The sequence below is a fragment of the Mycobacterium sp. ITM-2016-00317 genome (assembly GCF_002968295.1).
Taxonomy (GTDB): Bacteria; Actinomycetota; Actinomycetes; order Mycobacteriales; family Mycobacteriaceae; genus Mycobacterium.
In genome coordinates, this window is record NZ_CP134399.1 from 5,732,141 (window position 1) to 5,756,317 (window position 24,177).

Annotated in this window: 24 protein-coding genes and 2 pseudogenes; 16 read left to right on the top strand and 10 right to left on the bottom strand. The window is 70.4% G+C overall.

The genetic code is table 11. The annotated features are described in order from the left end of the window. Positions 1–7: 7 nt before the first annotated feature. From C6A87_RS27510 to C6A87_RS27520, 3 genes and pseudogenes are all read left to right on the top strand, one after another. Positions 8–1,465 carry a protein adenylyltransferase SelO family protein gene (locus C6A87_RS27510; protein ID WP_311115126.1) on the top strand — a complete coding sequence of 486 codons (1,458 nt, stop codon included), beginning with the start codon at positions 8–10 and terminating at the stop codon, positions 1,463–1,465. A gap of 24 nt (positions 1,466–1,489) precedes the next feature. Next, positions 1,490–2,907, top strand: a pseudogene (locus tag C6A87_RS27515) (wax ester/triacylglycerol synthase family O-acyltransferase). A gap of 73 nt (positions 2,908–2,980) precedes the next feature. Continuing rightward, positions 2,981–4,378 (top strand): aspartate aminotransferase family protein, encoded by a 1,398-nt coding sequence (locus C6A87_RS27520; RefSeq protein WP_311115127.1) that lies wholly within the window; start codon positions 2,981–2,983, stop codon positions 4,376–4,378. On the opposite strand, the gene C6A87_RS27525 is transcribed toward C6A87_RS27520, so the two are convergent. After that, positions 4,375–5,025 carry a hypothetical protein gene (locus C6A87_RS27525; protein ID WP_311115128.1) on the bottom strand — a complete coding sequence of 217 codons (651 nt, stop codon included), beginning with the start codon at positions 5,023–5,025 and terminating at the stop codon, positions 4,375–4,377. The genes C6A87_RS27520 and C6A87_RS27525 overlap by 4 nt on opposite strands. 102 nt (positions 5,026–5,127) lie before the next feature. Here C6A87_RS27525 and C6A87_RS27530 point away from each other — a divergent pair, with 102 nt between their 5' ends. The 3 genes from C6A87_RS27530 to C6A87_RS27540 all read left to right on the top strand — a co-directional run bounded on the left by C6A87_RS27530 (position 5,128) and on the right by C6A87_RS27540 (position 7,739). Then, the gene (locus C6A87_RS27530; RefSeq protein WP_311115129.1) at positions 5,128–5,553 is read left to right on the top strand and encodes a hypothetical protein; all 426 of its coding nucleotides are present in this window, start codon (positions 5,128–5,130) and stop codon (positions 5,551–5,553) included. 123 nt (positions 5,554–5,676) lie between these two features. Then, positions 5,677–6,963: an amidohydrolase family protein gene (locus C6A87_RS27535; protein ID WP_311115130.1), complete on the top strand. Its 1,287-nt coding sequence runs from the start codon at positions 5,677–5,679 to the stop codon at positions 6,961–6,963. Between the two features lie 5 nt (positions 6,964–6,968). Continuing rightward, entirely contained in the window at positions 6,969–7,739 is a 771-nt protein-coding gene (locus C6A87_RS27540; protein WP_311115131.1) for an SDR family NAD(P)-dependent oxidoreductase, read from the top strand. Here C6A87_RS27540 and C6A87_RS27545 read toward each other — a convergent pair. After that, positions 7,705–9,186 carry a sensor domain-containing diguanylate cyclase gene (locus C6A87_RS27545; RefSeq protein WP_311115132.1) on the bottom strand — a complete coding sequence of 494 codons (1,482 nt, stop codon included), beginning with the start codon at positions 9,184–9,186 and terminating at the stop codon, positions 7,705–7,707. The genes C6A87_RS27540 and C6A87_RS27545 overlap by 35 nt on opposite strands. 107 nt (positions 9,187–9,293) lie before the next feature. Here C6A87_RS27545 and C6A87_RS27550 point away from each other — a divergent pair, with 107 nt between their 5' ends. The 5 genes from C6A87_RS27550 to C6A87_RS27570 all read left to right on the top strand — a co-directional run bounded on the left by C6A87_RS27550 (position 9,294) and on the right by C6A87_RS27570 (position 13,636). Beyond that, positions 9,294–10,325 carry a GTP-binding protein gene (locus tag C6A87_RS27550; protein WP_311115133.1) on the top strand — a complete coding sequence of 344 codons (1,032 nt, stop codon included), beginning with the start codon at positions 9,294–9,296 and terminating at the stop codon, positions 10,323–10,325. A gap of 18 nt (positions 10,326–10,343) precedes the next feature. Beyond that, positions 10,344–10,730 carry a DUF2237 domain-containing protein gene (locus tag C6A87_RS27555; RefSeq protein ID WP_311115134.1) on the top strand — a complete coding sequence of 129 codons (387 nt, stop codon included), beginning with the start codon at positions 10,344–10,346 and terminating at the stop codon, positions 10,728–10,730. A 45-nt stretch (positions 10,731–10,775) separates the two neighbouring features. Continuing rightward, positions 10,776–11,423, top strand: a complete 648-nt coding sequence (locus C6A87_RS27560; RefSeq protein WP_311115135.1) for an MOSC domain-containing protein — start codon at positions 10,776–10,778, stop codon at positions 11,421–11,423. Positions 11,424–11,495: 72 nt separating this feature from the next. After that, positions 11,496–12,731 (top strand): mechanosensitive ion channel domain-containing protein, encoded by a 1,236-nt coding sequence (locus tag C6A87_RS27565; RefSeq protein ID WP_311118104.1) that lies wholly within the window; start codon positions 11,496–11,498, stop codon positions 12,729–12,731. Further along, entirely contained in the window at positions 12,728–13,636 is a 909-nt protein-coding gene (locus C6A87_RS27570; protein WP_311115136.1) for a phosphotransferase, read from the top strand. Before C6A87_RS27565 ends, C6A87_RS27570 begins: the two co-directional genes overlap by 4 nt. 17 nt (positions 13,637–13,653) lie before the next feature. Here C6A87_RS27570 and C6A87_RS27575 read toward each other — a convergent pair whose 3' ends face one another. Both C6A87_RS27575 and C6A87_RS27580 read right to left on the bottom strand, forming a co-directional pair. Beyond that, positions 13,654–14,016 carry a hypothetical protein gene (locus C6A87_RS27575; protein ID WP_311115137.1) on the bottom strand — a complete coding sequence of 121 codons (363 nt, stop codon included), beginning with the start codon at positions 14,014–14,016 and terminating at the stop codon, positions 13,654–13,656. 209 nt (positions 14,017–14,225) lie between these two features. Continuing rightward, positions 14,226–14,942: a CoA pyrophosphatase gene (locus C6A87_RS27580; protein ID WP_311115138.1), complete on the bottom strand. Its 717-nt coding sequence runs from the start codon at positions 14,940–14,942 to the stop codon at positions 14,226–14,228. A gap of 63 nt (positions 14,943–15,005) precedes the next feature. On the opposite strand from C6A87_RS27580, the gene C6A87_RS27585 reads away from it, so the two are divergent. Next, on the top strand, positions 15,006–15,716 hold the full coding sequence (locus C6A87_RS27585) for a hemerythrin domain-containing protein (RefSeq protein ID WP_311115139.1): 711 nt from the start codon (positions 15,006–15,008) through the stop codon (positions 15,714–15,716). On the opposite strand, the gene C6A87_RS27590 is transcribed toward C6A87_RS27585, so the two are convergent. Both C6A87_RS27590 and C6A87_RS27595 read right to left on the bottom strand, forming a co-directional pair. Next, positions 15,717–16,964 carry a KasA/KasB family beta-ketoacyl-ACP synthase gene (locus C6A87_RS27590; RefSeq protein ID WP_396836948.1) on the bottom strand — a complete coding sequence of 416 codons (1,248 nt, stop codon included), beginning with the start codon at positions 16,962–16,964 and terminating at the stop codon, positions 15,717–15,719. A gap of 172 nt (positions 16,965–17,136) precedes the next feature. After that, positions 17,137–18,122: pseudogene (locus tag C6A87_RS27595) on the bottom strand (ferritin-like domain-containing protein). 234 nt (positions 18,123–18,356) lie between these two features. Between C6A87_RS27595 and C6A87_RS27600 the strand changes: the two are divergent. After that, complete coding sequence (locus C6A87_RS27600) at positions 18,357–19,367, top strand: iron-containing redox enzyme family protein (RefSeq protein WP_311118105.1); 1,011 nt, start codon at positions 18,357–18,359, stop codon at positions 19,365–19,367. Here the strand turns inward: C6A87_RS27600 and C6A87_RS27605 are convergent. After that, on the bottom strand, positions 19,344–19,577 hold the full coding sequence (locus C6A87_RS27605) for a CDGSH iron-sulfur domain-containing protein (RefSeq protein ID WP_396837133.1): 234 nt from the start codon (positions 19,575–19,577) through the stop codon (positions 19,344–19,346). The genes C6A87_RS27600 and C6A87_RS27605 overlap by 24 nt on opposite strands. Positions 19,578–19,582: 5 nt before the next feature. After that, positions 19,583–20,275, bottom strand: a complete 693-nt coding sequence (locus tag C6A87_RS27610; protein WP_311115142.1) for a HemK2/MTQ2 family protein methyltransferase — start codon at positions 20,273–20,275, stop codon at positions 19,583–19,585. A gap of 68 nt (positions 20,276–20,343) precedes the next feature. Here C6A87_RS27610 and C6A87_RS27615 point away from each other — a divergent pair, with 68 nt between their 5' ends. Next, the gene (locus tag C6A87_RS27615; protein ID WP_311115143.1) at positions 20,344–20,598 is read left to right on the top strand and encodes a hypothetical protein; all 255 of its coding nucleotides are present in this window, start codon (positions 20,344–20,346) and stop codon (positions 20,596–20,598) included. Positions 20,599–20,610: 12 nt separating this feature from the next. Here C6A87_RS27615 and C6A87_RS27620 read toward each other — a convergent pair whose 3' ends face one another. Both C6A87_RS27620 and C6A87_RS27625 read right to left on the bottom strand, forming a co-directional pair. Then, positions 20,611–21,312 (bottom strand): cutinase family protein, encoded by a 702-nt coding sequence (locus C6A87_RS27620; RefSeq protein ID WP_311115144.1) that lies wholly within the window; start codon positions 21,310–21,312, stop codon positions 20,611–20,613. A gap of 82 nt (positions 21,313–21,394) precedes the next feature. Next, entirely contained in the window at positions 21,395–21,670 is a 276-nt protein-coding gene (locus tag C6A87_RS27625) for a hypothetical protein (protein ID WP_311115145.1), read from the bottom strand. Between the two features lie 84 nt (positions 21,671–21,754). On the opposite strand from C6A87_RS27625, the gene C6A87_RS27630 reads away from it, so the two are divergent. Both C6A87_RS27630 and C6A87_RS27635 read left to right on the top strand, forming a co-directional pair. Further along, on the top strand, positions 21,755–22,312 hold the full coding sequence (locus C6A87_RS27630; protein ID WP_311115146.1) for a type 1 glutamine amidotransferase domain-containing protein: 558 nt from the start codon (positions 21,755–21,757) through the stop codon (positions 22,310–22,312). 98 nt (positions 22,313–22,410) lie between these two features. Continuing rightward, on the top strand, positions 22,411–22,794 hold the full coding sequence (locus C6A87_RS27635) for a hypothetical protein (protein ID WP_311115147.1): 384 nt from the start codon (positions 22,411–22,413) through the stop codon (positions 22,792–22,794). Positions 22,795–24,177 lie beyond the last annotated feature (1,383 nt).

Sequence of the window (24,177 nt, forward strand, 5' to 3'; positions counted from 1 at the left end):
GGGTGGGGTGAGTATCGCGCTGCAGGGCCGATTCGTCGGCGAGCTTCCGGAGCTGGCGGTGCGGTGGAAAGCCGAAGAGGCGCCCCAGCCGCAACTGCTCGTGCTCAACGAACCCCTCGCCGCCGAACTCGGCCTCGACGTCGACTGGCTGCGCGGACCCGACGGGCTCGGCCTGCTGGTGGGCACCGCAGTCCCGCAGGACGCGGTCCCGGCCGCGCAGGCCTACGCCGGCCACCAGTTCGGCGGTTTCCAGCCGCGCCTGGGCGACGGCCGTGCGTTGCTGATCGGCGAGTTCGTCGACCCCGCGGGCCGGCTACGAGACCTGCATCTGAAGGGTTCCGGACGGACCCCGTTCGCCCGCGGCGGCGACGGCCTGGCCGCGGTCGGGCCGATGTTGCGCGAGTACGTGATCAGCGAGGCGATGCACGCCCTCGGCATCCCGACGACGCGCGCGCTGGCGGTGGTGTCCACCGGACGGTCGGTGTACCGGGAGACCCCGCTGCCCGGCGCGGTGCTGGCGCGGGTGGCCGCCAGCCATCTGCGGGTCGGCACCTTCCAGTACGCGGCGTCGGTGTCCGCGCAGAAGGGCGACACCGACCTGCTGCGCCGCGTCGCCGACCACGCGATCGCCCGCCACCACCCGTCGGCGGCCGAGGCCGAGAACCCCTATCTGGCGCTGCTGGAGGCGGTCAGCGCGGCGCAGGCGCAGCTGGTCGCGCAGTGGATGCTGGCCGGGTTCATCCACGGCGTGATGAACACCGACAACATGACGATCTCGGGCGAGACCATCGACTACGGGCCGTGCGCGTTCATGGAGGCGTTCGACCCGTCCACGGTGTACAGCTCGATCGACAGCTGGGGCCGCTACGCCTACGGCAATCAACCCTCGATCGCGCTGTGGAATCTCGCCCGGTTCGCCGAAACCCTGCTGCCGCTGCTCGACGCGGACACCGGCCGGGCGATCGAGAAGGCCGAAGCCTCGCTGGGGGCGTTCCAGGAGCTCTACGAGACGGCCTGGACGGACGGCATGCGCGCCAAGCTGGGTGTCCCGTCCGCGTCGACCGAGGACCTCAACCCGCTGATCGAGGCCCTGCTGACCCAGATGCAGCAGAGCCAGATCGACCACACGTCGTTCTACCGGAAGCTGGCCGCCGCGGCCCGCGGCGACGCCGAACCGGCGCGCGGTGAGTTCATCGACCTCGCCGCGTTCGACGACTGGCTGGCGCGCTGGCGCGCGCTGGGTCCCAACGCCGCGGTAATGGACCGCGTCAATCCCGTCTACATCCCGCGCAACCACCTGGTCGAGGAAGCGCTCACCGCGGCCACCGGCGGCGACCTGGACCCGCTACGCCGGCTGCTCGACGCGATCAGTTCGCCGTACGACGAGCGGCCCGGACTGGAGCGGTACGCACAGCCCGGCGAGAAGGAGTTCAGCGCCTCGTTCCGAACATTCTGTGGGACATGACACACCCGGCGTAGCGTTCCTTCCGTGAGCGCCGACACCGTCCGCCTGGGACTCCAGGATCTGATGTTCATCTACGGCGAGACGTCGAGCTCGAAGATGCATGTCGGCGGGCTGATGCCGTTCACGCCGCCGACGGGCGCGTCGCCGGATTTCCTGCGCGGGTTGATCGACGACGCCCGCGGCCACGAGGTGGTGGCTCCGTGGAACCGCAAGCTGGCCAACCCGCGGCTCCAGTACAGCCCGCTGCACAGCTGGGTGGTCGACGAGGACTTCGACTTCGACTACCACGTCCGGCGCTCGGCGCTGGCCAGCCCGGGCGACGAGCGCGAGCTGGGCATTCTGGTGTCCCGGCTGCACAGCAATCATCTCGACCTCACCCGGCCGCCGTGGGAGCTGCACTTCATCGAAGGCCTGGAGGACGGGCGGTTCGCGCTGTACCTGAAGATCCACCACGCGCTCGTCGACGGCTACACCGCGATGCGGATGCTGGGGCGCAGCCTGTCCCCCGATCCGAGCGCCCGGGAGAGCCGGATGATCTTCAACATCCCGATGCCCGAGCGGACCAGACGGGAGGCCGGCGCACCCACCAATCCGCTGACGACGGCGCTGCGGACCATCGGCGGGGTCGGCTCGGCGGTGACCGGCGGGGTCAGCGCTGCGGTGGATCTGGCCTCGGCGCTGGTAAACACCCAGCTCAGGCGTGACGGCGACTACGGCAGCATCTCCGGTTCGGCGTCGGCGCCGCACAGCATCCTCAATGCGCGGATCACCCGCAACCGCCGATTCGCCACTCAGCAGTACGAGTTCGACCGGCTCAAGAAGGTGAGCGCGCGCGAGGGCGCGACCATCAACGACGTCGCGCTGGCCGTCATCGGCGGTGGGCTTCGCAGGTTCCTGGCCGAGCTCGACGAACTGCCGGACCGGTCGTTGATCGCGCTGATGCCCGTCAACGTCCGGCCGAAAGGGGACGAGGGCGGCGGCAACTCGGTGGGGGCGATGCTGGCGCCGCTGGGCACCGACATCGGGGACCCGGTCGAACGGCTGTCGGGCATCACCACGGCCACCCGGGCGGCGAAGGCACAACTGCAGACGATGTCCCCGGCCGCGATCATCGCCTACAGCGCGGCGCTGCTCGCGCCGGCGGTCAGATCGCCGGCGCCCTGACGGGAGTGAACCCGCCGTGGCCGCACACCTTCAACCTCGTGGTGTCCAATGTGCCGGGTCCGCGAGAGCGCTTGTACTTCAACGGCTCCCGACTGGAAGCCACCTATCCGGTGTCGATACCGATCCACGGCATGGCGCTGAACATCACGCTGCAGAGCTACGCCGACACCGTGAACCTCGGCTTCGTCGGCTGTCGCGACCGACTGCCCAGCCTGCAGCGGCTGGCGGTGTACACCGGCGAGGCGCTGACCGAACTCGAGACTGCGGTCGAGGCGTAGCCCGCCGACTGCGAATCCTGCAGGTCCGGGATCTTAATTGTCGCTTCCCAGCTTGGGCATCTACCGTTTCCCTGTGCTCAACGAAACGCTGGACGACACCGGCCTGCTGCCCAACGGACTGACCGTCGAGGCCGCCCGCAAAGAGGCCGCCCGCACCTATGAACTGGACCGCGCCCACGTGTTCCATTCCTGGTCCGCGCAGGCCGAGATCTCCCCGATGACGATCGTGGCCGCCGAGGGCTGCCACGTGTGGGACGGGGACGGCAACAAACTGCTCGACTTCTCCTCGATGCTGGTCAACACCAACATCGGGCACCAACACCCCAAGGTCGTGGCCGCGATCGCCGAGCAGGCCGCGAAGTTGTGCACCGTGGCCCCCCAGCACGCGAACGACGCCCGCTCGGAGGCGGCCCGGCTGATCGCCGAGCGCACCCCCGGCGAGTTGGACACCATCTTCTTCACCAACGGCGGCGCCGACGCCGTCGAGCACGCGGTGCGGATGGCCCGGCTGCACACCGGCCGCTACAAGGTGCTGTCGCGCTACCGCTCCTACCACGGCGGCACCGAGACCGCGATCAACCTCACCGGCGACCCCCGCCGCTGGCCCAACGACCACGGCAACGCCGGCGTCGTGCACTTCTTCGGCCCGTTCCTGTACCGGTCGCAGTTCCACGCCACCACCGAGGCCGAGGAATCCGAGCGCGCGCTCAAGCATCTGCACGACACCATCCGGATGGAAGGCCCGAACACCATCGCGGCCATCATCCTGGAGTCGATCCCGGGCACCGCGGGCATCATGGTGCCCCCACCCGGCTACGTCGCCGGCGTGCGCGAACTCTGCGACGAGTACGGCATCATGTTCATCGCCGACGAGGTGATGGCGGGCTTCGGCCGCAGCGGGAAGTGGTTCTCCATCAACCACTTCGACGTCACCCCCGATCTGCTGACCTTCGCCAAGGGCGTCAACTCCGGGTATGTGCCCCTCGGCGGTGTGGCGATCAGCCCCGCCATCGCCGAGACCTTCGCCCACCGCGCGTACCCCGGTGGCCTGACCTACTCGGGGCACCCGTTGGCGACCGCCGCCGCGGTGGCGACGATCAATGCGATGGCCGAGGAGGGCATCGTCGAGAACGCGGCCCGCGTCGGCGCCGAGGTGATCGGCCCCGGCCTGCGCGACATCGCCGCACGGCACCGGTGCGTCGGCGAGGTGCGCGGCGCCGGGGTGTTCTGGGCGGTCGAACTCGTCGCCGACCAGGACACCCGCGAGCCCCTGGCGCCGTACGGAAGTTCCAGTGCGGCAATGAACTCGGTGATCGGCGAGTGCAAGAAGCTCGGCCTGCTGCCGTTCGCGAACTACAACCGCATCCACGTGGTGCCGCCGTGCATCATCACCGACGAGCAGGCCCGCGAAGGGCTCGCACTGCTCGACCGTGCCCTCGACGTGGCCGACGCGGCGCTGGACAACGGTTAACCAAGTTCGCCGCTGATCCCCCGCTCGAGCGCGGCGCGGGCACGTTCGGGAAGCACCAGCAGCCCGTCGAGTTCGCGCCGTGCCAGCCGGTAGGCGCGCTCCCGTTCCTGTTGCGTGGCAGCCGAATCGGCGGCCGTCCGCAGCAGCCTCTGAGCCCGGGCCAGGCGCTGCTGTTCCTCGCCGGTGAATCCTGAGCGCCTGCGCCGTAACGCCTCCGCCTCGGCGATGTCGAACGCGGTGACGTACTCCTGCACCGCGCCCAGGTAGTCGCGCGTGGCGTCGCGGTCGTCGACGAGGTCGGCGACGTCCGCGGGCCGCAGGAAATCGACACGCAGCTTCGCCCGGTGGAAACGCTCGGTCAGCGGATCACGCAGGTCCGTCATCATCGGGCAGTCCAGCACCTTGGCGACGTCGAGTTCGTATTCCAGCCACCGGGTGTCCGTCCGGTCGTGCTCCTCGATTGCGCGGCGGATCACCCTGCGCTGCGCCGCCGTGGGGTCGCCGGCCTGCGTGATCTCGGCGGGCTGGGCGACGGGACCGGACTGGCGTCCGCGCAGCGCGGTGAACCCCCGGAACGCGGCGTAGACCGCGCCGATCAGCGGCACCAGCACGAGCATCAACTCGAGCAGTCTGATGACCAATCCCATTGGGCCAGCATGCCACCGCGCCGACCAGTGCTGATGCGACCGCGGGAGCACGGTCACAAATTGGGTGGTTTCGATTCCCCCCTGCCCGGCAACATTCCTGTCATGCGAAACAAGACCTCAACCCCGCGAATCATCAGCTCGTTCCTCTTTGCGGGCGCTGCGGCGACGGCGATCGCAACTGCGCCCCTGACGTTTGCCCAGCCGGCGCCTCCCCCGTGCTTCAACCCGGACGGCACGCCGTGCGCGGTGAACGGCACCGCAGGCCCCGGCGGCGCTGCCGGCGCCATCCCGGGCGGTCCCGCAGGTGAGGCCGGTCCCGGCGGCGCCTCCGGCGTCATCCCCGGCGGTCCCGCAGGTGAAGCCGGTCCCGGCGGCGCGTCCGGCGTCATCCCCGGCGGTCCCGCAGGTGCGGCCGGACCGGGTGGCGCCAGCGGCGCGATCCCCGGCGGTCCGTCCGGCACCGCCGGACCTGACGGCGCCGCCGGCTGTATCCCGGGCATCGGGTGCGCCACCATTCCCGCGCCGTGAGCTGACGCCGCATGAGCTGACTGACTGAGTAACACCGTCTCTCCGGAAGGGTCGGGCCCCCAGGGGCCCGGCCCTTCCGTGCTGTTCAGCTAACGTGTGGCGGAACACGAGGAGGTAGCCACGATGGCTGAGGCCGGTTCCACGGGACGACGTCTGCTGATCAAGAACGTGAGAATCTTCGACGGTCTCTCCGACCGGGTGATCGACGGCCACGTGTTGATCGAGGGACGCACCATCGCCGCGGTGGAGACGTCGCCGGTGGCGGAGACCGACAACACCACCGTGCTCGACGGTGGCGGGCGCACCCTCATGCCCGGCATGAGCGACGCGCACATCCACCTCGTCGGGATGGCGAATACGCTGCTCGATCTCGCCATGGGATCGCAGACGCAACTGGCCGCGGCCACCCTGGCCGCGGCGAAGGACACGCTGCTGCGCGGCTTCACCACCGTGCGTGACATGGCCGGCGACACCGTCGGCATCAAAAAGGTCATCGACGCCAGGCCCGAGCTCGGTCCGCGGATCTACCCGAGCCAGGCCGCGATCTCCCAGACCGGCGGCCACGGAGACTTCGGCTTCGTCTACGAGACACCAACCGCCCTGGGCGGCAACGAGTCCCGCGCCGAGGAGATCGGCTTCATGCGGGTAGCCGACGGGGCCGACCGGGTGCTGGCCGCGGTCCGCGAACAGCTGAAGCTGGGCGCCTCGCAGATCAAGCTGATGGTCGGCGGCGGCGCCGCGTCGCTGTACGACCCGCTCTACACGGTGCAGTTCACCGAGCCGGAGCTACGGGCCGCGGTGCAGGCCGCCGAGGATTACGGCACCTACGTCGCCACCCACGTGTACAACGTGACCGGGATCCGACGCGCGGTCGAGGCCGGTGTGAAGTCCATCGAGCACGGACATCTCGCCGACGAACCCACCATCGCGATGCTCGCCGAGCGCGGCGTCTGGCTGTCGACGCAGCCCTTCGCCGAACACGACCACAGCTTCCTCAATCCCGACAGCGCCGAGAAGAACCGGGAGATCTGCTCGGGCACCGACCAGCTGTACGGCTGGGCCACCAAGCACGGCGTGAAGGTCGCGTGGGGAACGGATTTGCTGTTCGAACCCGAACACGACGACCTGCAGAGCGCGATGGCCGTCCGCCTCGGCGAGTACATGACGACCGTCGACGCGTTGCGGCTGCTCACCTCCGGCAACGCCGAACTGTTCCGGCTCGCCGGCGAACGCGACCCGTACAAAGCCGCCCGGCTGGGCGAGATCACACCGGGCGCGTGGGCCGACGTGCTGCTCGTCGACGGGGATCCCACCACGGACCTGGCCCTGCTGGGCGACCCGAGCGCCAACCTGGCGGTCATCGTCAAGGACGGAGTGGTCGTCAAAAACCAGCTGCCTGCCTTACCGTGACGGGCGTGACCTCCCGCGTTCCGGTGACACTGCTCGAGGGCCGCACGGTGATCGTCACCGGTGCGGCGCGGGGTGTCGGCAAGGGCATCGCGTCGGCGCTGGTCGAGCGCGGGGCGTCGGTGCTGGCGGTGGACCGGGACGCCGGACTGCTTGGTGAGACGGCCGACCAGCTGGGGCCTTCGGTGCGTCCGCTGGTGGCGGATCTGCGCGAGCGGGACTGCGCACGGCGCATCGTGGCCGCCGCGGTCGACGCGTTCGGCACCGTGCACGGTCTGGTGAACAACGCGATCGCCACCAACGAACCGAAACCTTTCCAGGACATCACCCGCGAGGACTACGACCTGGTCTTCGACACGGGCCCGCGGGCCACCTTCGAGTTGATGCAGGCGGCGTACCCGACCCTGGCGGGCAACGGCGGCGGCAGCATCGTCAACCTCGGTTCCGGTTCAGGCACCCTGGGCAAACCGAAGTTCGGTGCCTACGCCGGTGCCAAGGAGGCGATCCGCGGGATCTCCAAAGCCGCAGCGATGGAGTGGGCCAGGGACGGCGTGCGGGTCAACGTGGTGTGCCCGTTCGCCGAGTCGGACGGCGTCCGGGCGTGGCGGGAGATGGCGCCCGAAGCCTACGAGCGGAGCCTGCGCAGTGTGCCGATGGGGCGGCTCGGCGACGTCGGCACCGACATCGGGCCCGTGGTGTGTTTCCTGCTCAGCGACGAGTCCTCGTACGTCACCGCACAGACGATCATGGTCGACGGCGGGACGGCGGGTTTCCGCTGAGCCGGGACACGCAGTAGGCGCCGAGAACCTCGACCATCGGGCCGATCCGGGCCAGCTCGTGATGCCCGTCGTGCGAGAAGAACTCGAGCAGATAGTTCCTGTGGCCTGCGAGCACGCCGACACCCAGCACCGCCGCGTAGCCGAGCCGAGCCAACAGCGCCACCTCGGCGGGATCGGAGTCCGCCAGGTCGACGGCCGCGACGAACGTGGAGCCCTCCGTCACCGCGCGGGCCGAGGTCGGGTATCGGGCCAGCTCGTAGGTGGACGGCCCGAGATCGGTGAGCACCCGCAGCCCGGATTCGTCCCGGTGCACGCTGTCGACACTGCGCACCGTCCGTAACGCCGCACTGCCGGGGGCGTGCTCCGACACCGCCCACGCCGCGACGCCGGTGACCAGCTGCACCTGCATCACGAGCAGTTCCATCGCCGTCGCGACGGTCAGATCACTGTGCTGCGAGAACATTTCGACGACCATGCCGGGCAGCAGGTCGAGCGGAGGGCGGGCCTCGGTGACCCGGCGGTTCAGTGCGGCCGGTGCCTCCGGACCGGGTTCAGCGGTGCTGTAGTGCGCGGGCCCTTGACGTTTGGCCTCCATCAACGCGGCGTCGGCGGCAGCCAGAAGCGCGTCACCGTCACCGATCTCGGGGCCGGCCACCGCGGCACCCCAGGACACGGTGACCTCGGAGGTCACGTCGGCGCGGATGGCCGCGGTAGCGTCCATCGCGAAGACCTGCGCCGAGGCCAGCGTGGCGTCGGGCAGCAGCACGCAGAACTCGTCGCCGCCCAACCGGGCGGCCACCGCACCGTCGATCGCCGATGTCAGCCGGTGCAGCTCACGGGCCACCCCACGGAGCAGCCGGTCTCCGGCCGGATGCCCGTCCCGGTCGTTGATTCGCTTGAAGCCGTCCAGGTCACAGATCAGTGCTGCGGGATAACCTGTGCACCAGTCGATCTCGCTCATCCGCCGGTCGATCGCGCGCCGGTTGGCGATGCCGGTCAGCGGATCCTCGAACGCGTAACGCCACACCGTGGTCAGCAATTCGGAGCGACTGACCGCGACCGCGGTGTGCGCGGCGATCTCGTGCAGCAGTTCGGCATCGCGGCCATCGAAGCGCCGGCCGCCGGCGCCCGTCACCGAGATCTCGCCCCACGTCACCCCGCCGACCACCACCGGGGCGGCCAGCTCGCACTCCGACGGCGCAGGATCGCCGAGCTTGATCATTACCCGGGCCGCATCCCGGTCGAGTTCTGCCCTGCAGATCGACACCGACGCCGCGCCCAGTACCGCCATGGCCTGTCCGGCGATGACCTCGAGCACCTCGTCCAGGTGGTCGGCCCGGGACACGGCCTCGGAGATCCGCAACAGGGCCGTCAGCGCACGAAGGTCGCCGGGGCCGTCGAGCGTGCCCGTGCCGCCGTCGACGCGGCTACCTGTCCCTCCCTGCACTGATCCCCCCACTGCGCCGACGAAAGCGGTGCGGGTGTAATGCTACTCACATTCGGACGGTGTCGCGGGTCGTCAGCCGACACCGGCGCCGGGTAGCCTGCCGAGCTGTGCAGCCGATACCCGTGATCGCGTTGACCGGCTACCTCGGTGCGGGCAAGACGACGCTTCTCAACCACGTACTACGCAGCCCCGACGCTCGAATCGGCGTGGTCATCAACGACTTTGGCGAACTCAACGTGGATGCGGGCCTGGTGACAGGTCAGATCGACGAGCCCGCGTCGATCGCGGGCGGGTGCATCTGCTGCCTGCCCGACGAGGGCGGGCTGGACGTCGCGCTGGCCCGACTGGCCGACCCCCGACTGAAACTGGACGCGATCATCGTCGAGGCCAGCGGGCTGGCCGACCCGGTGGCGGTCTCGCGCATCATCCGGTTCAGCGGCGTGGACGGGATCCGTCCGGGCGGTGTGGTCGACGTCCTCGACGCGGCGACCCACTTCGACACCGTGGACCGCGACGCCACGCCGCCGGCGCGCTACGCCGCGGCCACCCTGGTCGTGGTCAACAAGCTGGACCAGATTCCCGAGGATGAGCGCGCCGAGGCGCTCGACCGCATCGAAGGCCGGGTGCGCGAACTCAATCCGCACGCCTACGTCGTCGGCGTCACGGCCGGCCGCGTCGATCCCGCACTGCTCTACGACGTCGCCGCGGACACCGACCACGTCGGGCAACTCACCTTCCGCGAACTGTGGTCCGATCCCGAACCCGCCCCGCACGACCACCACACCCATGACTCCACCCACGCGGACGCGGTGACCGTGACCGCGCAGGGCTGTGTCGATCCCGGCGCGGTCATCGGCCTGCTGGAGGAGCCGCCGGCCGGGGTGTACCGGATGAAGGGCACGATCGCGGTGCGCTACCGGACCTCCACCCGCATCTACAGCGTGAACGTGGTCGGGCCGACGGTGCACGTCGCGGTCGCGCCGCCGACCGCGGTGGCCAACAGCCTGGTCGCGATCGGGATGGGCCTGGACACCGACGCGGTGCGGGACCGGCTGACCGCGGCGCTGACGCCGGTGCCGGGCGCCGCCCCGGCGCAGGGCGTGCGGCGGCTTCAGCGTTACCGCAGGCTGAGCATCTGACTCGGCGATACTGAGCCGATGTCCGACCGAAACGTTCTTGGCGCCCCGCTGGAGCCCTGCGGGACCGAACCGATGACCGGGTTCTACCGGGACGGCTGCTGCAGCACCGGCGACGAGGACCTCGGCAGGCACACCATCTGCGCGGTGGTCACCGCCGAGTTCCTCAGCCACCAGCGCTCGATCGGCAACGACCTGTCCACACCGATGCCCGCCTACCGGTTTCCCGGCCTGGTGCCCGGCGACCGCTGGTGTGTGACCGCGCTGAACTGGCTGCGCGCCCACCAGGACGGGTTCGCCTGCCCGGTGGTGCTGGCCTGCACCCACGAACGCACCCTGGACGTGGTGCCGTTGGAGGTGCTGCACCGCTACGCCGTGGACGTGCCTGACTATCCGGCGGGCCTGTGACCGCCGACGGAATAGCCCGCCGGTAGCGGCTGGTTAGCTGTCGGTATGGCATCGGTCCTGACGGTGAACACCGCGACCTCCCCGATCGACCTCGGCTCGCGCCGCTCCGGCATCGACAAGCGGCCCAGCAGCGAACCGCTGGCCGTGCGCGCCCCCGGCCCGCGCAAGGGCGGGCTCGGCAGCGGCGTGGTCGGCGACTCGGTGTGCGACAGCAAGTACCACGGTGGCGACGACCAGGCCGTGTACGCCTACGCCCGCGAGGACCTCGACCACTGGGCGGACCAGCTGGGTCGCGAGCTGACCAACGGCATGTTCGGGGAGAACATCACCACCTCCGGCGTCGACCTGTCCGCCTGCCTGATCGGGGAGCGCTGGGCGGTCGGGGACGACGGGCTGCTGCTGGAGGTCACCAGCCCGCGGACCCCGTGCCGGACGTTCGCGACCTGGCTCGGCATCCGGGGGTGGATGAAGACGTTCACCGCCGCCGGCCTGCCCGGCGCGTACTTCCGGGTGATCGAGCCGGGCACGGTCCGGGCAGGCGACCGCGTCGAGGTGGTCGACCGCCCCGACCACACCGTGACGATCGGCACCGTGTTCCGGGCGATGATGGGCGAGCGGGCGCTGCTGCCCGCGCTGGCGGTCGCCGACGCGCTGCCCGACAAGATCAAGGCCAAGGTTGCCAAGGCACTGTGAGCTGAATCCCAATCGGCGGTATCACGCGCGCCGACGGTTTCCCTTTTGCTCGCAAGGGAACGCACCACGGTGATGGACGACGCGATCGAATTGACCTCTGCCACTCATCTCGCCGTCACCGCCGCCTGGATCGGCGGCTCCGTGGCCTTCGCCTACGGGCTCGGCCTGGCGGTGTCCTGGCTCCTGCAACGACTGGGCCGGCGAAGCGCGGTGCTGGCCGACGTTGCACACCTGACCCGGATGCCGCTGCGCGCGACGCTGGTGGTCATCGCGGCCTCGGCCGCGGTCACCCGCACCACCGACGCGCAGGCCTGGCGCGGCTGGCTGGACCACACGCTGGTCATCGCGCTCATCGCGATGCTGACCTGGGTGGTGGTGAGCCTGATCCGGGTGGCCGAACGCCAGGTGATCGCCCGGTTCGCCGGCGGTGACGAAGGGCTGACCGACGCCGACCGGCACCGCCGCAAGATCAAGACCCAGGTGACCGTACTGCGGCGGTTGGTGGTCGCGGTGGTGGTCATGCTGGGCATGGCCGCGGCGCTGATGACCTTCCCGGCGTTCAGCGACATCGGCAAGACCCTGTTCGCCTCGGCCGGTGTGTTGACGGTGGTCGCCGGCCTGGCCGCGCAGACCTCGCTCGGATCGGTGTTCGCCGGTATCCAGATCGCGTTCTCCGACGCCATCCGCGTCGGCGACGTGGTGGTGCTGGAGGACGAATGGGGCCGCATCGAGGAGATCACGCTGACCTACGTCGTCGTGCACCTGTGGGACGAGCGGCGGCTGGTGCTGCCGTGCACGTACTTCACCAACACCCCGTTCCAGAACTGGACCCGCAACGCCACCGAGTTGCTCGGCACCGTCGAGCTCGACGTGGATTTCACGGTCCCGTTCGACGCGATGCGCGCCGAGCTGGACCGCATGCTGCACGCGAACGAGAAATGGGACGGCCGGGTCGGCGTCCTGCAGGTCACCGACGCCGTCGACGGCCTGGTCCGGGTGCGCATCCTGCTCAGCGCGCCCAACGCCGGCGCGGTGTTCGACCTGCGCTGCGACATCCGCGAAGGGATGGTCTCGTGGCTGCAGCGCACCAATCCGGGCGCGCTGCCCCGTAAGCGAATCGAGCACCAGCGCGACGGCGGCCGCATCGACCACACGGCGGCCCTGCGCGCAGAATCTCAGGCCGATTCGGGCCTGTTCAGCGGCAGCCCCCGGGCCGAGCGCCGGGGTCGCGCGTTCGACCATGCCGACGAAGACGCCGACGCCGTCGATCGCGACGGTGTGCTGGCCGGTATGCGATATCACCGATGACCAGCGACCGCACCCGCCGCGCGGTGGCCGCCGCAGTGCACGCCGCCCGCGACCTCGGGCTTGCCGTGGAGCGCGGCGAGGTGCTGCACGACGTGTTCTCCGTCGTCGTGCATCTCGTGCCCGAGCCGGTCGTCGCCCGCATTCCGGTGGTGCTCACCTCCGGCACTGACCCGGCCCGCCAAGCCGCGCGCCAGCAACGTGAACTCGACGTCGTGGATTGGCTGCACCACCAGGGTGTCCCGGTGGTCCCACCGTCGCCGCGGGTCCCGCGCTCCCCCGTCCGCCGTGACGGGTTCTCCATGACGTTCTGGGAGCTGGCCGACGTCGCACCCGACCACGAGGCCTACCGCGGCGTGGCCATGTCCTACAGCGCCGAGCTGCACCGCGCGCTGGCCGGCTATCCCGCCGAGCTGCCGTTCCTGACGCCGTTCAACGACGGGCTGCCGGACATGCTCGGCGCGCTCGGCTCAGCCGACGGGCTGACCGTCGCCGACGTCGATCGCGCGCACACCGAATTCGAGAAGCTGCGCGCAGTGCTGGCGGACCGGGACGCGTTCGAGTCGGCGTTTCCCGGCGTGCCGGTGCAGGCGGTGCAGGGAGACGGCCCGTCGCACAACGTGATCCGGACCTCGACGGGGGTCAAGTTCGCCGACTTCGAGGACATCACGTGCGGCCCGGTGGAATGGGATGTCGCGCTGACGGATCCGGCGGAGATCGCCGAATACGACGATGCGGCAAGGGAACTCGGGCTACGGGTGACCGACCCCGAGATCCGCCGGGTGATGGACTGCGCGCGGCGGCTCCAGTTCGTCGGATGCGTGACGCTGGTCCCGCAGTTGCCCGTGCTCGCCACCGGGTTGGCCGACGCACTGGAGCAGTGGCGCAGCACGCCGCCGTACAGCTGAGGTCACCCGGCAGGTTTCTAAGCGGGAAGGTCGTAGTCCATCGGCGGGCCGTTCGGACCGATGGCGTTCTGATCGGCGACCGCGGTGGCCACCGGCACACCGTCGTGCACCACACCCAGCACCACGACGTGGCTCTTCGTTGCCGGCGCCCCGATCCGGGTGGTGTCGGCGGTGATACGGAACGTGGTGGTCTGCCCGTCGGGCGTGCTCGTCGTCAGCGAATTGGGTGTGGCGGAGATGATCTGGCCCACCTGCTGGATCTGCTGCGGAGCCGGGGCGGGGGCCGGTGCCCCAGCAGGGGGTTGCTGCGCCGCGGGAGGAGCCTCCGGCTGCGCTATCGCGGAGGTCCACAGCCAGCCCGCGACTGCGCCGGCACCCATCAGAGAAACCGTGGTCAGACGGTACCTGAGCTGGCCGTGTCGGCGCGTGCGCCGGTGTCGTCCGTTGTGCCCGATGGAGGTCATATGCGTGGTATCCGTCTCGCAGTAGTTCGCTGTCGAGGTCTCTACTACCCGCCGACGGCACTCTCCGAAACGGATATGCGAGAGGCGTCACCGTTTTCCTGCCCCGGCGGGCCGCAGCTGGGGCCCTACCGCCAGGCGAATACCGGCTGCTCGAGTTCGTCGACGGCGTCGTGCCGGCCTTCCAGACACAGCCAGCGCAGTTGCAGCAGCACCGCGCCGGTCGGTGCGTGGATCAGGTCGTTGCCGAGCGGGATCTGCACCACCGGTCGGGGACTCTCCGGGATCGTGATGAACCGCGGCGAGTCCTCGCGCAGCAGCTGATGCAGGCCGACGCGATACACCGCGACCACCTCGTCGGGCGCGGGCCGCGGATCGAGCCGGCCGCCGCCCCAGATCACCACCGGGGTGATGACGTAGCCGGAGCGGGTCGGATAGTCGTCGAGCAGACCCAGCACCGCGCTGTCGGCCAGCCGCACCCCGACCTCCTCGTCGAGTTCCCGCAGCGCGGCGTCCACCACGGTCTCCCCGGGGTCCAACCGCCCGCCCGGCAGCGCCCACTGCGCCGAATGCGATGACAGACGGGAGGCCCTGCGGCACAGGAGGAACGACGCACCGCCCGACACATCGACCATGCGGCCGTCGAGATCTTCGGGCATGGGGCGGCCGGCGATCCAGTCCTCGACCGGGGCCGGGTCCACCCGGTCCTCGCCGACCTCGGAGTCGACGAGAACCACCGCGACGGCGGCGTGGCGCTTGGCCGGGTCGGTCACCGTCCGGCGGGTGTGGCCCGCCAGCCGCTGCAGGACCTGATCGCGCAACCCGGTGTCGTAGGAGATCGTCACCGTTCGAGAGTAGACAGCCGAACACGGTGGTTTAACCACGCGGCGGCGGGTTATCGCGCAGGCATGGAATCGCTCGCAACGCAGACCGATGAGCAACTCGGCGGCCCACGCAGCGTGCTGGTCCGCCAAAAGCGCGACCACGTGGAGCTCGACCGGTTGATCGAGGCCGTCAACGCCGCCGACGGCGCCCGCCGCCAGGAACTGCTGACCCGGCTGTGCCGCCTGGTCTTTCCCCATGCCTTCGCCGAGGAGTCGGTGCTGTGGCCGGCTATCCGCCGGGTGCTGCCGGACGGCGAGCAGCTCACGCTGGAGATCGAACGCGAACATCAGGAGATCAACGAACTGTTCACCGAACTGGAGCGCACCGGACCCGACGAGGAACAGCACCGCGTCCTGTTCGACCGCATCGCCGAACTGCTGCGCCAGGATGTCCGCGACGAGGAGGATGTGCTGCTGCCGCGGCTGCAGGCCGCGCTGCCGCAGACCCAGCTGGTCGCGCTCGGCACGGCCTGGGAGGCGGTGCGCCGCACCGCGCCGACCCGTCCGCACCCGGTGGTCGCGCGCCGGCCTCCGGGCAATGTCATGGCCGCGCCGCCACTGACCTTGATCGACCGCAGCCGGGACAGGCTCGACCGGCTGTCACGCCGGACCGGCGGCACGCTCGGCACTGCGGCGCAGCAGCTCTCGGCGGGACTGGCCCGGCTGGCAGGCGCGCTTGAGCACATTCCGCCGCTGACCCGCGGCGAGCGGCCCGAGACGCGCAGCGGAAACTGATCAGACGCCGCCGAAGAGCAGCGCCACGTTGTGCCCGCCGAATCCGAAGGTGCCGCTCATCGCGCAGCCCAGCGGCCCGTGCCGCGGTTCGCCGGCGACGATGTCGAGGTCGATCTCCGGATCGACGATTTCCAGGTTCAGCGTCGGCGGCACCACCGCGTCGCGCAACGCCTGCACCGTGAGCACTGCCTCCAGCGCGCCCGCGGCACCCATCGAATGCCCGAGCGCGGCCTTGGAGGCCCACACCGCCGGATTGTGGCTGCCGAAGGCCTTCCGCAGCGCGCGTGCTTCGGACAGGTCACCGCCCCGCGTCCCCGACGCGTGCGCGTTGACGTGGTCCACCTCGTCGGGTGCCACACCGGCGGTGCGCATCGCCCGGGTGATCGCGGCGGCCGCCAGCTCGCCGTCGGGATCGGCCTCGATCATGTGATGGGCGTCGGCGGTGACCCCGACACCCAGCATCCGGGCCAGCACCGGCGCGTTCCTGGCCCGCGCGTGCTCCTCGGATTCCAGCAGCAGCAGCGCGCCGGCCTCACCGAAGACCATGCCGTCACGCGACTTGTCGAACGGTTTGCACGCTGCGGCGGGATGGTCGTTGTCGTGGGCGAGCAGGCCCTGGTTGTGGAACGCGGCGATCGGGACCGCCTCGATCTTCGACTCCACCCCGCCGCAGATGGCGGCGTCGGCCTCGCCGAGCGTGATCAGCCGCCACGCCTCGGCCACCGCGGCGGCACCGGACGCGTCGGCGGCCATCGGCGCGATCACGCCGGCCTTGGCCTGACGGTCCAGTCCGACGGCCGCGGCAGGCGCGTTGGGCATGTGCATCTGCACGGCCAGCGGCGACACGGCCCGCATTCCACGGGAACGGAAGTCGTCGTAGGCGGTGACCAGATCGCGCGTGCTGCCGAACGCGTGGCTGATCGACACCAGCAACCGGGTGGTGTCGATCTCCGGCGACCCTGCCGACGCCCACAACCGGCGGTTGAGCACCAGCGCCATCTTCTGCATGTACGACAACCTGCGGATCTCCACGCGGTTCAGCTCGGCGTCGAAGTCCTCGCTCACCGCTCCGCCGATCCCTACGGGCAAATCGAACTCGGCCACGAACGGCGCGGCCAGGGCGCGAATCCCGCTCTGGCCGGCGAGCAGCCCGGCCCAGGTGGCTTCGGCGTCGGGGGCCAGCGCGGTGGTGGACGCCACCGCGGTCACCACCACCCCGGGACGCCCGTCAACAGGTCCAGCGCTCACTCGTGTCACCCCCGACCTTGTTCGGTGCGCACTGCCGGACCCCGGGATGCCCGGTCCGAATCGGGTCCGCACCGCGTGTGACGTACTCCATACATCGGTCTAGCCCTCCCCGCAGCAGAGCGCAACCGGGCCGGCACGGGGATTCCCGTACCGGCCCGTGTGACGTGCGGCGTCAGTTGATGCCGACGACCTCCTGCGCGATGGCAGCTACGCGGGTCTGCGCCGCCGACACCACGCGCTGGCGGTTCTTGTGCGCTTCCTCGTAAGCCACGATCGTGCGGATGTCGGCCGGATCCGTGAGGTCCTTGACCGCGTTCGCCGCGTCGGTGACGTTCAGCTCGTCGTAGTCGGCGATCGGCAGTTCCTCGGGATCCAGGACGCCGGTGGCGCCGCGGGCCGCGTGGATCACGTCGGCCGCGTCCTCGGCACCCTGCTCGCGGGTGATCCGCTCGGCGGCCTGCAGCGCGCCGTCGCGGGCGCCGGCGAGAGCCTTGGCCGCGACGTCACCGGTGTGCGAGCCGCGCTCGACCAGGTCGGCGACCGCGGGTCGGACCGACCGGATGGCCTCGGCGACGCGCTCGGCGCGGCGGGTGGACCAGGTGAACGGCAAATTGGCCAGCTTCACGGCCAGCCCGGCCGCGGCCTGCATCGGCGTCCGGCGCAGCGCCGCCGGCCCGCCCAGCGCGTCCTCGGCGAGCACGGTCGTCAGCCATTCCACCGTCGCGGAGTGCGCGGTGATCAGCCGGCCAGCGCCTCGACGCCCGGCTCCTTCGCGGCGACAGCCAGTGCCTTGACGTAGCGCGCCCGGTCCAGCAGCTGGTTTTCCAGCGCCAGGTCGCCCAGCAGTGCCTCGTCGAACGGTTCGGCCTGCTCGGTGAGCGCCTTGACCGCCGCGGCGGCCCGGCCCAGGAACGGCCCGATCACGTCGGGGAAGCCACCGAGCTCGCGGATCGCCTTTTCGACCGCTTCGGCGCGGATCCTGGCGTTCTCGGCGTTCTGGGTCAGTTCGCGGCGCACCGCATCGGTGCGAGCCTGCGACACCCTGGTCTCGGCGACCTGGATCTCGGTGTGGGTCAGGTCCAGAATGGTGCGCAGCTGCGCGATCAGCGTGGACTTGATGGATTCGGTGGACTCGAAGGTCCTGGTCGGTGCTGCCATGTACTCGATTCACCCCTTGTCTGAGAGTTGGCATCGTCTCTGATTCATCAGCGCAGTGAATGCGCTCACGATCTCGGTTACCCCGGCCTCCGGATCGCCAACGGATTCGGCGCCCGATGTGAAAAACCCGGCATTACGTGTGCTTCGCGGCGGAGAACGGGTACCCGGGCCGCGCCCGAGACGACGGTCACCCCCGGTTTGACCCCGACGCACGTGGGTAACTACGCGGACGTGATGCCGACGCTCGTTGAACCCCGATTGCCCGAACCCCGTGGACCGATCTCGATGTCCGTCGTCGAGCAACTCGCCGAGCGCGCGCCGCTGCGATATCTGGCCAAGGTGGAGACCTCCCTGGCCGATGCCGATCCCGCCGGTCTGGACCTGCAACTGGCTCTCTACGTCTGCTACGAGTTGCACTACCGCGGATTCGCCGGCGTCGACGCCGGCTGGGAATGGAACCCCGGGCTGCTGTATCTGCGCGGCCGCCTCGAAGAGCTGTTCCTCGAGGACGTGCGCCGTGGTGTCGGTGAGATCGCGCCCGACGTGTCGGCCCTCGAGGAGCTCGACAAGCTGTGCGTGGAGCCGGTGAACGGCAGCGGCCCGTCGTACTTCCTGCGCGACAAGGGAACCTGGGAGCAGATGCGCGAGTACTTCGCGCACCGTTCGCTGTACCACCTGAAAGAGGGCGATCCGCACGCGTGGGCGATCCCCCGGCTGACGGGTCAGGCCAAGGCGTCGTTCGTCGCGGTCGAGTTCGACGAGTTCGGCGCGGGCAAGGGTGCGCGGCTGCACCAGCAGTTGTTCGCCGACCTGATGAGAGCCGCCGAGCTGGACACCTCCTACCTCGGCTACCTCAACGACGTGCCCGCCGAGACGCTGGCGGTGGTGAACCTGATGTCGATGTTCGGTCTGCACCGGCGGCTACGCGGTTGCGCGGTAGGACATTTCGCCGCGACCGAGGTCACGTCCCCGCCCGGGTCGCGCCGTATGGTGCAGGCGCTGAAGCGACTGGGCGCACCGCAGGACTGCTGGGCGTTCTATGCCGAGCACGTGGAAGCCGACGCCGTGCACGAGCAGGTGGTGCGCACCGATGTGGTCGGCGACCTGGTCGCCCGCGAACCGGGACTGGACCGTGACGTGGTGTTCGGCATCCGCGCCTTCGACCTGGTCGAGAACCGGCTGGCCGATCACCTCATGGATTGCTGGCAGGCAGGAAAGTCCTCACTGCGCCGCCCCCTGGACTGAGTCGGAGGGGGCGGGCTCGGACGCCTCGTCACCGGCGCGTGCCCTGCGCCGGTGACTGGTGTCGCACAACGGATAGGTCTTCGAGCGCCGGCACGCGCAGATCGCGACCATGAACCGGTCGGACTCCACCGTGCTTCCGTCCGGCAACTCGATGCACACCGGGCCTTCGACCATCACCGGCCCGCCGGGGACGACGCGGACCACCCGCATGTCGGTCACGGTGCGTCCGCGCGGACCACCACGATGCGCTCGTGCCGGCTGCCGCGGGGCAGCAGCCCGGCCCGCATCAGCCACGGCGCACGGGCCTTCATCACCGGACCGAACGGAATCATCTGCTGGGCAACGACTTCGGCGCGCATCCCGTGCGCGCGCAGGTCGGCCAGGGTGCGCTGGACGTTCGCACACGCAGAGTGCACGACCAGCATCGTGCCACCCTCGTTGAGCAGCAGCGGCGCAGCCGCGCACATCGGGTCGAGCACCATCCGGCCGTCCGGCCCGGCGTCCCAGGCCCGCGACGGCCCCGCCACGGCCGGGATCGGCTCACCGTCGACCTCGGGGGCCACCGGCACATACGGTGGGTTGGCGAGCACCACGTCGAACGGCCCGAATTCGACAGCGCGAGCCCATGATCCACGGTGGACCTCGATGTCCACCCCTGCCGCGAGCGCGTCCAGCCGGGTACGCCGCACGGCTTTCGGACAGATGTCGAACGCGGTCACCTCGCCTGCGCCTGCGGCCGCTGCGGCGATGGCGACCACGCCGCTGCCGGTGCACAGGTCCGCGACCCGGGCTCCGGGCAGTACGCCCGCCGCGGTCGCCGCTTCGATCAACAGCTGCGAATCCTCTTGCGGGGGGTAGACCTCGGTGCCGATCTCGGGGGCGTCGAATTCGGTGTATGCGCTCGTCACGGATCTTTCATGCCCACTTCCCCGGAGCCCAAACGTTTGCACTGACCCGCGGGGGGAACCCGACGGCCATGAGCATCTGCGACACATGTGGCAACGATTACGACAAGGCCTTCACGGTGACGTTCCATGACGGCCGCACGGCGACCTTCGACAGCGTCGAGTGCGCGGCGTCGCAGTTGGCCCCGGAGTGCCTGCACTGCGGGTGCCGGATCCTCGGGCACGGCATCGAGACCGACGACGGCATCTTCTGCTGCGCGCACTGTGCGCGCAAGGACACCAACGCTGACGTCAACGACCGGTATCCGGTGCCCGCGGGGGCGTGAGGTGCCGCCGGCTCAGAGCCGGTTCACCGCGAAGGCCGCGCCCTGGTTCGCCATGCCGTTGACCGAGTAGAGCGCATGGGCGAAGTTCGGTCCGCCGTCCGGCACGCCGTCGCAGATGGTGTCGCCAGGCGCGCACAGCTGGGCCGTCTTCCCGGCGTAGAGCGGGCCCACCGAGATCGCCGGCGCACCGTACTTCTGCAGGAACGCACCTGAGGGCGCGCCGAAGAGCACCACGGCGGCAACATGGTCGGCGACGTATGCCGGCAGCGGGGCAGGCACCGCCGAGACCGGCACGGAATTCGGCAGGCGGTCCGAGGTGGCGAACCCCGACACCGCCGCGCCCTGCGAGAAGCCACCGAGCACCAGGCGGGTGTCGGGGCAGATGTCGGACATGGTCTGCAGTCGGTTCGACGCGTCCCGGATGCCGTCGACGACGGTCTGGGCGAAGGCCGGGCCTGCGTCGAAGTTGTTCGCCGCCGGATAGTTCACCGCGTAGACGCCGACCGTGCGGGGCGCGGCCTGGGCGCGCACCGAGTCGACGAACGCCTGGCCGACGCCACCGACCCCAGGCGCCTCACCGGTGCCGCGTGCGAACACCACCTCGACATCCGGGCATCCCTGCGCCGACGCTTCCGGCACCCCCGGTCCGGCGGCTGCGCCGAACGCACCCAGCACGGCCGCACCTGCGAGGCCTGCGAACCGAGTCCACCTCATGGCGTCTCCTTCCCGCGTCCGCAACCGGCGTTGCGGCGCACGGGGGCAATACCACGGGCCGTTCCGGGTCAAACCGGCGCACTCACCCCTTGTTCGGCGTCGGGCTCTGCGGTGACTCCCACTTCGATTCGAGCGTGCGGGTGACGACCGTGGAGCCGGGCAACTCGACGTCGAACGTCTGTCCGTCGTCGGCTTCGAGCGTCATCAGGATCGTCTCCTCCGACAACGCGCCGTGCCGGTCGATGTGCACGACCTTGTACTGGCGGTCTTCGGCGGCGGGTGCGTCCGGCAGCGGCAACGAGATGAGATCTCCTGGCGCGACCGCGTCGAGGCGGTCGGTGTCGGGCTGGGCAGTCATAGGTCCGACCGTACGCGGACCGGTCGCGGGATTCGATCGCGAGTCAGCGGGTAATGGTGCCGACGGAGCGAAAGGAGTCAAGACATGCCCGAAGAACTGCAGGGCCGAAAAGTCGCATTCCTGGCCGCCGACGGTGTCGAGAAGGTCGAGCTGGAACAGCCCCGCGCCGCGGTGCTGGACGCCGGCGGCACTGTCGATCTGCTGTCCGTGCAGAGCGGTGAGATCGATGCGCGCAACCACGATCTGGAGCCCGCGGGGACGTTCCCCGTCGACCGCGTGGTCGACGAGGCGCGGGTGGACGAGTACGACGCGCTGGTACTGCCCGGCGGCACCGTCAACGGCGACAAGCTGCGCCTCAGCGAAGCCGCGGTGGCGTTCGTCCGCGACTTCGTCCGATCCGGCAAGCCGGTCGCCGCGATCTGCCACGGACCGTGGGCGCTGGTCGAGGCCGACGTGGTCCGCGACCGCACGCTGACGTCCTACCCGAGTCTGCGCACCGACCTTCGCAACGCCGGCGCCACCGTGGTCGACCAGCAGGTCTGTGTCGACGGCAATCTGATCACCAGCCGGTCGCCGAAGGATCTCGACGCGTTCTGCCAGGCGATCACCGACCGGTTCGCGAACACGCCCGCACACACCTGAGCGCGGGCTCCACCCGCCGCTCTTCGTAGTTACAACAGGGGGGAATCGGGGCATCCCAAACTTGCCGATACCCGGCGTCCGGGATGCGAGGAGTGCCGATGAATCCCATATCCACGGCCTATCGAGGCCTCACCAAGGTGGCCGACGCCACCACTGCGGCGGCGGGAGCCGTCGGCGGCGCTGCGGTCAGCGGGGCGGTCGGCGCAGTGCAGGGAGTGGCGACCGGGGTGCGTTCCGGCGTGAGCAGCGGGAGCCGGTCCTCCGCCGCGGCGGCGCTGACCCTCGGCGCGATCGGCGCGGCGGGACTGGTCGAATGGCCGGTGCTGCTCACCGTCGGCGGGGCCGCGTTGGTGATGCACCAACTGGGCCACCGCGGGGACGGAGCGTCGCCGGAGCAACAGGAGTCGCCGCCGGTCGAGAAGGCCGCGGCGCGGCCCGTGAAGGCGGCACGCAAGACCACCGCCTCGCGGCGCACTAAGTGAGTTCGCTGCTTCACCGTCTCGTCGCGGGTGCCGGTTCCGTACTCGGCGCCGTACCGGTCCCGGTCCCGCCTGAGTTGCTGAGCGGGATGCGCGCCGCCGCGCGGGAACTCGTCGGTGGAACGCCGGGGCGGCGATGCTGGAGCCGCGACGGCCGGTGCTGGATCGAGGTGCGCGGACTGACGGCCGATCCGGACTCCACGCTGGCGCACGAGGTGATCGCGGCACTGCGCGCTGTGCCGGGCGTGCAGTCGGTCCGGGTGAACGTGTCGGTGTCGCGGGTGATCGTGATCATGGAGCCGTCCGGGCCGGATGTCGAGGAACTCTGCGCCGTGGTCGCCGAGACGGAGAACCGCCTGGGCGCCGAGGCCGAGCCACCGGCCGATCTGCCATGCGACACCGTCGCGCTGGGTGGGCGGATGATCGCCACTGCGGCCACCGGTGCGGGATTCTGCATCGCGACCGCGGGCCGGATTCTGCTGTGGCCGGCGCTGCCCGCCGGCGTGGTCGGCGTCGTCGCCGGCATCGACTACCAACCGCGCCTGCGCCGACTCGTCGAGGAACGCCTCGGCCCGGACACCGCCGATACCGCGCTGGCTCTCGCGGCGGCCTCGGTGTACACCCTCACCCAGTCCCCGTCCTCGCTTGCCGTCGAATTTTTCCGGCACCTGAGCCAGGTCGGTGAACTGCTCGCCGCCCAGCAGGCCTGGCAGCGTCGGGCGCCGGATCTCACCGGGCGCACCGACGCCGACGACTTCCGGAACCGGCCCCGACGGCCGTGTCCCATACCTCCTGGCCCGCTCGAGCGGCACGCCGAACGCAGCGGTGTCGCACAGGGTCTCGCGACTGCATCGGTCGGGCTGCTGACCCGCGACGTCAACGCCGCGGCCACCTCGGCGGTGGTCACCGCGCCGAAGGCCGCACGCAACACCCGCGAGGTGTTCTGCGCGACGCTGGGCCGCGGGCTGGCCGATCGGCACAATGTGCTGACCCTGCGACCGGATTCGCTGCGCAGGCTCGATCGCATCGACACCGTCGTCGTCGATCCTCGGGTGCTGCTCACCGACCGGTTGCGGGTCGCCCGACTGCGTGACGTCGCCGACCACGAGCGGACCGCGGCTTGGCAGTGGGCTCAGGAACACCTCCGGGACGGAACTCTCACCGCCGGATGGCATCAGCTTCCGGCACCGGTACTGGCGCGCCGCAACGGCCGTCCCGCCGGCGCCGTCCTCGTCGGCCACGTCCACCACCCACAGGCTGCCGGCCTGGTCGGTGAGATCCGGCGCGCGGATCTGCAGGCCGTGTCGGTCGCCGGCGACGAGTTCGACGACCTGGGTTCGTCGTTCGACGAGCTGTATCCGGTGCCGGGCTCGATCGACGACGCGC

What these genes read in the sequence shown, in the direction of transcription:
- C6A87_RS27525 (WP_311115128.1), bottom strand. Translation starts at nt 5,025, where the DNA reads ATGGGATTGGTCATCAGACTGCTCGAGTTGATGCTCGTGCTGGTGCCG.
- C6A87_RS27530 (WP_311115129.1), top strand. Translation starts at nt 5,128, where the DNA reads ATGCGAAACAAGACCTCAACCCCGCGAATCATCAGCTCGTTCCTCTTT.
- C6A87_RS27535 (WP_311115130.1), top strand. Translation starts at nt 5,677, where the DNA reads ATGGCTGAGGCCGGTTCCACGGGACGACGTCTGCTGATCAAGAACGTG.
- C6A87_RS27555 (WP_311115134.1), top strand. Translation starts at nt 10,344, where the DNA reads ATGTCCGACCGAAACGTTCTTGGCGCCCCGCTGGAGCCCTGCGGGACC.
- C6A87_RS27560 (WP_311115135.1), top strand. Translation starts at nt 10,776, where the DNA reads ATGGCATCGGTCCTGACGGTGAACACCGCGACCTCCCCGATCGACCTC.
- C6A87_RS27565 (WP_311118104.1), top strand. Translation starts at nt 11,496, where the DNA reads ATGGACGACGCGATCGAATTGACCTCTGCCACTCATCTCGCCGTCACC.
- C6A87_RS27570 (WP_311115136.1), top strand. Translation starts at nt 12,728, where the DNA reads ATGACCAGCGACCGCACCCGCCGCGCGGTGGCCGCCGCAGTGCACGCC.
- C6A87_RS27575 (WP_311115137.1), bottom strand. Translation starts at nt 14,016, where the DNA reads ATGGGTGCCGGCGCAGTCGCGGGCTGGCTGTGGACCTCCGCGATAGCG.
- C6A87_RS27585 (WP_311115139.1), top strand. Translation starts at nt 15,006, where the DNA reads ATGGAATCGCTCGCAACGCAGACCGATGAGCAACTCGGCGGCCCACGC.
- C6A87_RS27600 (WP_311118105.1), top strand. Translation starts at nt 18,357, where the DNA reads ATGCCGACGCTCGTTGAACCCCGATTGCCCGAACCCCGTGGACCGATC.
- C6A87_RS27605 (WP_396837133.1), bottom strand. Translation starts at nt 19,577, where the DNA reads ATGCGGGTGGTCCGCGTCGTCCCCGGCGGGCCGGTGATGGTCGAAGGC.
- C6A87_RS27615 (WP_311115143.1), top strand. Translation starts at nt 20,344, where the DNA reads ATGAGCATCTGCGACACATGTGGCAACGATTACGACAAGGCCTTCACG.
- C6A87_RS27620 (WP_311115144.1), bottom strand. Translation starts at nt 21,312, where the DNA reads ATGAGGTGGACTCGGTTCGCAGGCCTCGCAGGTGCGGCCGTGCTGGGT.
- C6A87_RS27625 (WP_311115145.1), bottom strand. Translation starts at nt 21,670, where the DNA reads ATGACTGCCCAGCCCGACACCGACCGCCTCGACGCGGTCGCGCCAGGA.
- C6A87_RS27630 (WP_311115146.1), top strand. Translation starts at nt 21,755, where the DNA reads ATGCCCGAAGAACTGCAGGGCCGAAAAGTCGCATTCCTGGCCGCCGAC.
- C6A87_RS27635 (WP_311115147.1), top strand. Translation starts at nt 22,411, where the DNA reads ATGAATCCCATATCCACGGCCTATCGAGGCCTCACCAAGGTGGCCGAC.